At 66.3% G+C, this 7,107-nt stretch carries 5 protein-coding genes and 1 pseudogene; 2 read left to right on the top strand and 4 right to left on the bottom strand.

What is annotated here, in order from left to right:
- The first annotated feature begins 114 nt into the window (after positions 1–114).
- Complete coding sequence (locus tag EOA27_RS15130) at positions 115–1,644, top strand: YifB family Mg chelatase-like AAA ATPase (protein ID WP_042647321.1); 1,530 nt, start codon at positions 115–117, stop codon at positions 1,642–1,644.
- Between the two features lie 52 nt (positions 1,645–1,696).
- Here EOA27_RS15130 and EOA27_RS15125 read toward each other — a convergent pair whose 3' ends face one another.
- The gene (locus EOA27_RS15125) at positions 1,697–2,284 is read right to left on the bottom strand and encodes a TetR/AcrR family transcriptional regulator (RefSeq protein ID WP_126080251.1); all 588 of its coding nucleotides are present in this window, start codon (positions 2,282–2,284) and stop codon (positions 1,697–1,699) included.
- Positions 2,285–2,415: 131 nt separating this feature from the next.
- The gene (locus tag EOA27_RS15120) at positions 2,416–3,006 is read right to left on the bottom strand and encodes a DUF308 domain-containing protein (RefSeq protein ID WP_126080252.1); all 591 of its coding nucleotides are present in this window, start codon (positions 3,004–3,006) and stop codon (positions 2,416–2,418) included.
- A 165-nt stretch (positions 3,007–3,171) separates the two neighbouring features.
- Between EOA27_RS15120 and EOA27_RS15115 the strand changes: the two genes are divergently transcribed.
- Positions 3,172–3,687: a GNAT family N-acetyltransferase gene (locus EOA27_RS15115; protein WP_126080253.1), complete on the top strand. Its 516-nt coding sequence runs from the start codon at positions 3,172–3,174 to the stop codon at positions 3,685–3,687.
- A gap of 29 nt (positions 3,688–3,716) precedes the next feature.
- Here the strand turns inward: EOA27_RS15115 and EOA27_RS15110 are convergent, their stop codons facing one another.
- Both EOA27_RS15110 and EOA27_RS15105 read right to left on the bottom strand, forming a co-directional pair.
- Complete coding sequence (locus EOA27_RS15110; protein ID WP_126080254.1) at positions 3,717–5,897, bottom strand: malate synthase G; 2,181 nt, start codon at positions 5,895–5,897, stop codon at positions 3,717–3,719.
- A gap of 266 nt (positions 5,898–6,163) precedes the next feature.
- Positions 6,164–7,107: pseudogene (locus EOA27_RS15105) on the bottom strand (hydantoinase/oxoprolinase family protein); the annotation flags it as partial.

Below are 7,107 nucleotides of genomic sequence, written 5' to 3'. Positions count from 1 at the left end.
GTTGCTGCCGTTCTCGTAATGTTCTTGCCCAAAGCGAAAATCTGTGGTTGTCTAGCCTGATTTCACTCGCGGCCTGATCGCAAGGCCATGTGAGCTGGTATTCCGGGGGCTTAAATGGTGGCGCGGGTTCGCACGGTGGCTTTCCAGGGCATCGAGGCCTTGCCGGTCGATGTCCAGGTGATGGTCGGGCCTGGCAAGGTCGGCATGCAGATCGTCGGCCTGCCGGACAAGGCGGTGGCCGAGAGCCGCGAGCGCGTGCAGGCAGCGCTGCATGCATCCGGCCTGTCGATGCCGTCGAAGAAGGTGACGGTGAACCTCGCGCCGGCGGACCTGCCCAAGGAAGGTAGCCATTACGACCTGCCGATCGCGCTCGGGCTGATGGCGGCGCTCGGCGCTATCCCTGGCGACATGCTCACCGGCTATGTGGTGCTGGGCGAATTGTCGCTCGACGGCACCATCGCCGGCGTAGCCGGGGCGCTGCCGGCGGCGATCGGCGCCAATGCCGAAGGCAAGGGCCTGATCTGCCCCTTCGCCTGCGGACCGGAAGCGGCCTGGGCAGGCAAGGATTTCGATATATTGGCGCCGCGCAGCCTGATCGCGGTCGCCAACCATTTTCGCGGCACGCAGGTGCTGTCGCGGCCCGAAGCCGGCATCCAGCTTGCGGCGCGCGACCTGCCGGACCTCGCCGACATCAAGGGCCAGGAGAGCGCCAAACGGGCGGTCGAAGTGGCTGCCGCGGGCGGGCACAACCTCTTGATGGTCGGGCCGCCGGGCTCTGGCAAGTCGATGCTGGCGCAAAGGCTGCCCTCGATCCTGCCGCCGCTGGCGCCGAAGGAACTGCTCGAAGTTTCGATGATCGCGTCGGTCGCCGGCGAGCTCGGCGAGGGCAAGCTGACCGACCGGCGGCCGTTCCGCGCGCCGCATCACTCCGCCTCGATGGCCGCGATGGTCGGCGGCGGACTGCGCGCGCGGCCAGGCGAGGTGTCGCTCGCCCATCACGGCGTGCTGTTCCTTGACGAGCTGCCGGAGTTCACACCGCAGACGCTGGATGCGCTGCGCCAGCCGCTGGAGACCGGCGACTGCATGATCGCGCGCGCCAACCACCGCGTCACCTATCCGGCGCGCATCCAGCTGGTGGCGGCGATGAATCCGTGCCGCTGCGGCATGTCGGGCGAGCCCGGCTATCGCTGCCTGCGCGGCGACCGCTGCCGCACCGAATACCAGGCACGCATTTCTGGCCCGCTGCTCGACCGCATCGACCTTCGGATCGAAGTGCCGGCGGTGTCGGCGAGCGACCTGATCCGGCCCGACAAGGCCGAGACAAGCGCTGCGGTGGCGCAGCGCGTGGCGCGTGCGCGAGCCATGCAGCGCGAGCGGCTGGAAAGGCTGGGCGCCGGCGCCACCACCAACGCGCATTGCCCGCCTTCGATCATCGAGGAGATCGCCAAGCCCGATGCCGCCGGACTGACGCTGCTCAAGGACGCCAGCGAGAAGCTCGGCTTTTCCGCGCGGGCCTATCATCGCGTGCTCAAGGTGGCGCGCACGCTGGCCGACCTTGACGCCAGCGAGACCGTCGGCCGCATCCATCTCGCCGAGGCGATTTCCTATCGCATGAGCGCCGAGCGGATGGCGCAGGCGGCGTAGTCAAGGAACTCGCAAGGAGGCCGAGTCGGTTTCTTCGCTCCTGAGTTCCTCTTCAATCGGCCTCGGGGATCAGCTTCTGCAGCGTCGGCGCCAGGATCATGCCGAACGTCAGGACATCGCCATAGGCACGGGCGGAAAGCATCGCCCCGTGCACGGTCGCCATGAAGGCCTCGGCCTCGACGCGCGGCGCGGCGGCGATCGTCAATGTGCCTTGCTCGGCGCCGCGCTCGATAACACCCGTCAGCCAGCCCGAGAGAAACCGGAAATAGGCTCGCACTTCGGCGGCAACTTCGGGCGGCAGAACCGGAAGCTCGCTCGCCAGCAACGCGCAGACGCAAAACGGCCTGCTCGCGTCCTCGATGCACTGGGCCCAGAAGCCGGCATAGGTTCGCAGCAGCTCGGGCGGCTCAGGCACATTGCGCTCAAGTTCCGTCATGCCCGTCACGGCATCCTCGAGGTAGCGCCTGACCAGGGTCTGCACGAGGTCGACCTTGCTTGGGAAATGATGATGGATGCTCGCCTTGCGGATGCCGACCACCTCGGCGATATCGGCGTAGCTGAAGCCGTTATAGCCGCCGGCGACGATGAAGCGTCGCGCGGCGGCCAGGATGTCGTCGGCTGTATTCGAGGGCCTGTCCATAAGCATGCCTAGAGCGTTTCACCGTTTCACGGAAACGGCGAAACGCTCTATCTCCTTGTTTTGACGCAATTCCTGCCGGAAAACCGCGCACACTTTTCCTGGAATTGCTCTAATCTCCGGCGGCAGAAATCTCAACGCGCGGCCTGCGGCGACCTGCGAAGCAGGTCGCTCACCGAAAGCCAGACGGCGGACACCAGGAAATAGAAGGCGCCGAAAGCGGCATAGGGCGCGACATTGGCGATGCCGATGGCCTCCGCGCCGCCCGCCATCTTGATGAAGAAGAGACCGGCCAACGCCGACTGGGCGCCGCTCAGGATCATCGCCCACTGGGCGCCGTTGGTCTTCCAGCGACGAACCGCCGTCAGAAGCTGAAACGCACCGGAGAAAACGGCCCAGACGCCATAGACCGCGAGCACCGCGTTCATGCTGTGGCCAAGCGCGATGGCAACCGCAATCGCGGTGACGATGCTGACGACGAAGTTGAGCAGCTGCGACCTGTTGCGGCCGAGACCGCCGCTGCGCTGCGCGTCGAGGTAGTTCGCAAGCGCGTCCCACAGCGGGTAGGCGATCAGCATGACGGCGGCCAGCGGCGGCACCATCTTCGCGACGGTGAAGGCTGCCAGGACCCAGGCTGCCGATACGGCAAAGCGCAGATAGTAATAGCTTTTGAGCCAACCGTTTGAGGAGTTGGCGCGGCCTTGACCGCTCGTTTGTGCAGACATGATGTTAACTTTCCTTCGATTTGATTTCCTACCTACTAGAAGGTAGATACGCATCCGTCAAGCGTTTGCGAGGTGGCCGCCTGGGCGTTCACAACTCTTTGAACGCGCAATCGCGTCCGGAAATTGCGCGTGGTATGTTGGAGCCGATCCGCGCGGGGGCGAGGGATGATTTCAGTTCTGCCGGCGCGCAGCGCCGAAGATTTCGAGACACTGGCGGGGCTCTGCCGCAAGCTCGCGCAATGGGACGTCGACGCTTCGGCGCCGCATGGCGTCTCGGCCGCGGATGTGAGGGCTCCGTTCCATCCCGAAACAAGCGGCCCGCAGCTGGCCGCGCAGTTCGGCGCGCCGGATGCGATGGCGTTCATCGCCAGATCCGGAGGCCTGCCGGCGGGCTGCCTAGCCTTCGATCCGTTCGGCGAAAGCACGGTTGAACTTCACAGGTTCTTCGTCGACGCCGCTTTCCGGGGGCAAGGCATAGGCCGCGCGCTGATGGGCGCGGTCCTGACGGAGATCGACAAAGGCCCCGCCCGCACGGTGCTGATCCAGACGATCTTCTACATGGAAAGCGCCATCGCCGTGTATGAGGCATTCGGCTTCAGGCCCTGCGCGCCGTTTCGCGACACACCGGCGCATGTCAGGCACACGGACGTGTTCCTGTCGCGGCCAAGCAAAGGCGCGTAAGGGCCGCAGCCGTCGACCAGCCGGCAGACTCAGGCGGAGCCCTGCCTGTCCCGCGCCTTCAGCTCCAGCCGCCGCGCATGCAGTACCGGCTCGGTATAGCCGTTGGGCTGGCTCGTCCCTTTGAACACCAGGTCGCAGGCGGCCTGGAAGGCGATGGAATTGTCGAAGTCGGGCGCCATCGGGCGGTAGAGCGGGTCGCCGACATTCTGGCGGTCGACGATCGCCGCCATGCGCTGCAGCGAGTCCCTGACCTGGATTTCCGAGCAGACCTTGTGGCGCAGCCAGTTGGCGATGTGCTGCGAGGAGATGCGCAGCGTCGCGCGATCCTCCATCAGGCCGACATCGTTGATATCGGGCACTTTCGAGCAGCCGACGCCCTGGTCGATCCAACGCACGACGTAGCCCAGGATGCCCTGCGCATTGTTGTCGAGCTCGCGCTGGATCTCGTCCGGCGTCCAGTTCGGCCGCCTTGCTACCGGCACCGACAATATGTCGTCGAGCTTCGCCTTCGGCCGGCTCTTCAGCGCCGCCTGCACGGCGTGCACATCGACCTTGTGATAATGCGTGGCATGCAGCGTCGCGGCCGTCGGCGAGGGCACCCAGGCGGTGTTGGCGCCGGCCTTGGGATGCGCGATCTTCTCAACCAGCATTGCCGCCATCAGGTCCGGCATCGCCCACATGCCCTTGCCAATCTGGGCGTGGCCGGCAAGCCCGCATTCGAGCCCCGTGTCGACGTTCCAGGCCTCGTAGGCGGAGATCCAGGCGGCCTGCTTCATGTCGCCCTTGCGGATCATCGGGCCGGCTTCCATCGAGGTGTGGATCTCGTCGCCGGTGCGGTCGAGGAAGCCGGTGTTGATGAACACCACGCGCTCCTTGGCCGCGCGGATCGCTTCCTTGAGGTTGACGGTGGTGCGCCGCTCCTCGTCCATGATGCCCATCTTGATGGTGTTCTTCGGCATGCCGAGCAGCGCCTCGACACGGTCGAAGATTTCCACCGCGAAGGCAACCTCTTCCGGCCCGTGCATCTTGGGCTTCACCACATACATCGAGCCGGCGCGGGAGTTGGCGCGGCGGCCGTTCTCGCCGACATCGTGCAGCGCGATCAGCGCGGTGATGGCGGCGTCCATGATGCCTTCCGGCACCTCGTTTCCATCGCGGTCGGTGATCGCCGGATTGGTCATCAGGTGGCCGACATTGCGCACCAGCATCAGCGAGCGTCCAGGCAAAAGCAGCTGGCCGCCATTGGGCGCCGTATAGCGGCGGTCGGGATTGAGCTTGCGGACAAAGCTCTTGCCGCCCTTGGTGATCTCTTCGGCGAGGTCGCCCTTCATGAGGCCGAGCCAGTTGCGGTAGACCACAACCTTGTCCTCGGCATCGACGGCCGCGACCGAATCCTCGCAATCCTGGATAGTCGTGAGAGCCGATTCCAGGACGACGTCGGCAATGCCGGCCGGATCGGTCTTGCCGATCTGGTTGGCATGGTCGATCACGATTTCGATGTGCAGGCCGTTCTTGACCAGAAGCACGGCTTCCGGATTTTCGGCATCGCCGCGATAGCCGGCAAACTGCTTTGGGTCGGCGAGCGTGGTGGCGCCGGCGCCCTCACCCGCTTTCAGCGCGCCATTCGCCACCGACAGCCCGTTGACGCCGGCCCATTTGCCGGTGGTCAGCGGCACGGACTGGTCGAGGAAATCCTTAGCCCAAGTAATGACTTTCGCGCCACGCGCGGGATTGAAACCCTTGCCCTTCTCGGCGCCGCCGGTCTCGGGAATGGCGTCGGTGCCGTAGAGCGCGTCATAGAGCGAGCCCCAGCGCGCATTGGCGGCGTTGAGCGCATAGCGCGCGTTCATCACCGGCACGACGAGCTGAGGCCCGGCGACGACGGCGATCTCGGGGTCGACATGCTCCGTCGAAACGCTGAACGCCGCGCCTTCCGGCACCAGATAGCCGATCTCCTTCAGGAAGGCCTTGTAAGCCTCCATGTCGATCGGGGCGCCGTTTTCGCGGTACCAGCCGTCGAGTTTCTCCTGCATGGCGTCGCGTTTGGCGAGCAGCGTCCGGTTCTTCGGCGCGAGATCGTGGACGATGGCGGAAAAGCCTTCCCAGAATTTTTCCGGATCGATGCCGGTGCCCGGCGCGGCTTCCTCGGCCATGAAGTCATGGAGCTCCCGGGCAATCCGCAACCCGGCGATCTCGATGCGGTCGGTCATCAGCACGTCTCCAGATAGGTAGCTTGCCGGGGCCTTTGGCATGTTTGGGGTTGCGGGGTCAATTCGGCTTAGGGTGAAGGCTTCCTTCTCCCCGTTCTACGGGGAGAAGGTGGCGGCAGCCGGATGAGGGGCGGCGCCGGCGTTGACAATTAGCATGCGTTGATCCGCCGATTGAAGTCGAGGAGAACAGCAACACTCGCCGGCGCTGCCCCTCATCCGCCCTTCGGGCACCTTCTCCCCGTTCTACGGGGAGAAGGAAGGCGCACTCACACCGCGATCCGAGGCCTTCCCGACGCCACGGCCACCACATGCGCCTCGATGAACATGCGCTGGCCCTCGATGGTCGAGACCTTGAACTCGGTGGCGACGTCGATCTCGGCGCTGTCGGTGCCGGCGTTCTTGGCGCGCTCGGCGGCGAGCGCGCGCACATCGGCCTCGGCCGCCGCGATCGCCTTCGCCTCTTCGGTGAAGTCGCGCACCGTCTGGCCGGAGGCGAGGCGGAACAGGCCTTCCTTGGGCTGGCTGACACGGGCCTCGGCCGAGACGCGCACCTGGCCGACCACGGCGCCAAGCGCGTTGGCGACGTCGGTGTCCTCCGGCACGATGCAGCCATTTCCGACCAGCACGGCCAAGCCGGCGTAATGCAGCGGCGCCGAGGCGCCCAGCCCGATGACCGGACGGTCGAGCGCGACGGTGAAGCGGGCGATGCCGGGATGGCCATCGACCGCGCGCTGCACCAGCGCATGCGCGACGGTGGCCGCGCCATCCAGCCCGTCCTCGGCGAAGGCGGTTTCGAGGATGTATTCGGCCGACCAGCGGGTGAGCGTCGTCAGCACGCGCTCGGCCAGGGCTTCGGGTGTCGCCGCGATCGCCTGGCCGCGGCCGTCGCGGCGGCGCGAAAACAGCTCGGCGCCCAGGCGGGCAGTGGCGGCGTCCCAGTTCGACTGCTTGCCCAGCACATGCGCGGCGTCGGACGGCGTGAAGCCGCAGATATGCACCAGCCCGCGCGCGACCAACCGGTTCAGCGTGGCGTTCTGCGCGTTCGACGAGAGCAGCCGATCAAGCGCCAGCGGGACAGTGCCGATCGCCTCGTAGAGCTTCGCTTCCGGCGCGGTGAGGCCGGCGGCGAGTCGGTCCGGCACACCGGTGCGCAGGGCAAACCGCCCGTCCATGCGGCCGGGGTTCGGCGCCCGCAGCTGCCGTTCCAGCT

This window comes from Mesorhizobium sp. M2A.F.Ca.ET.037.01.1.1 (assembly GCF_003998075.1).
GTDB lineage: Bacteria > Pseudomonadota > Alphaproteobacteria > Rhizobiales > Rhizobiaceae > Mesorhizobium.
Note: the sequence above shows the minus strand (reverse complement) of the source record. Positions and strands in the feature narration are given on the sequence as shown.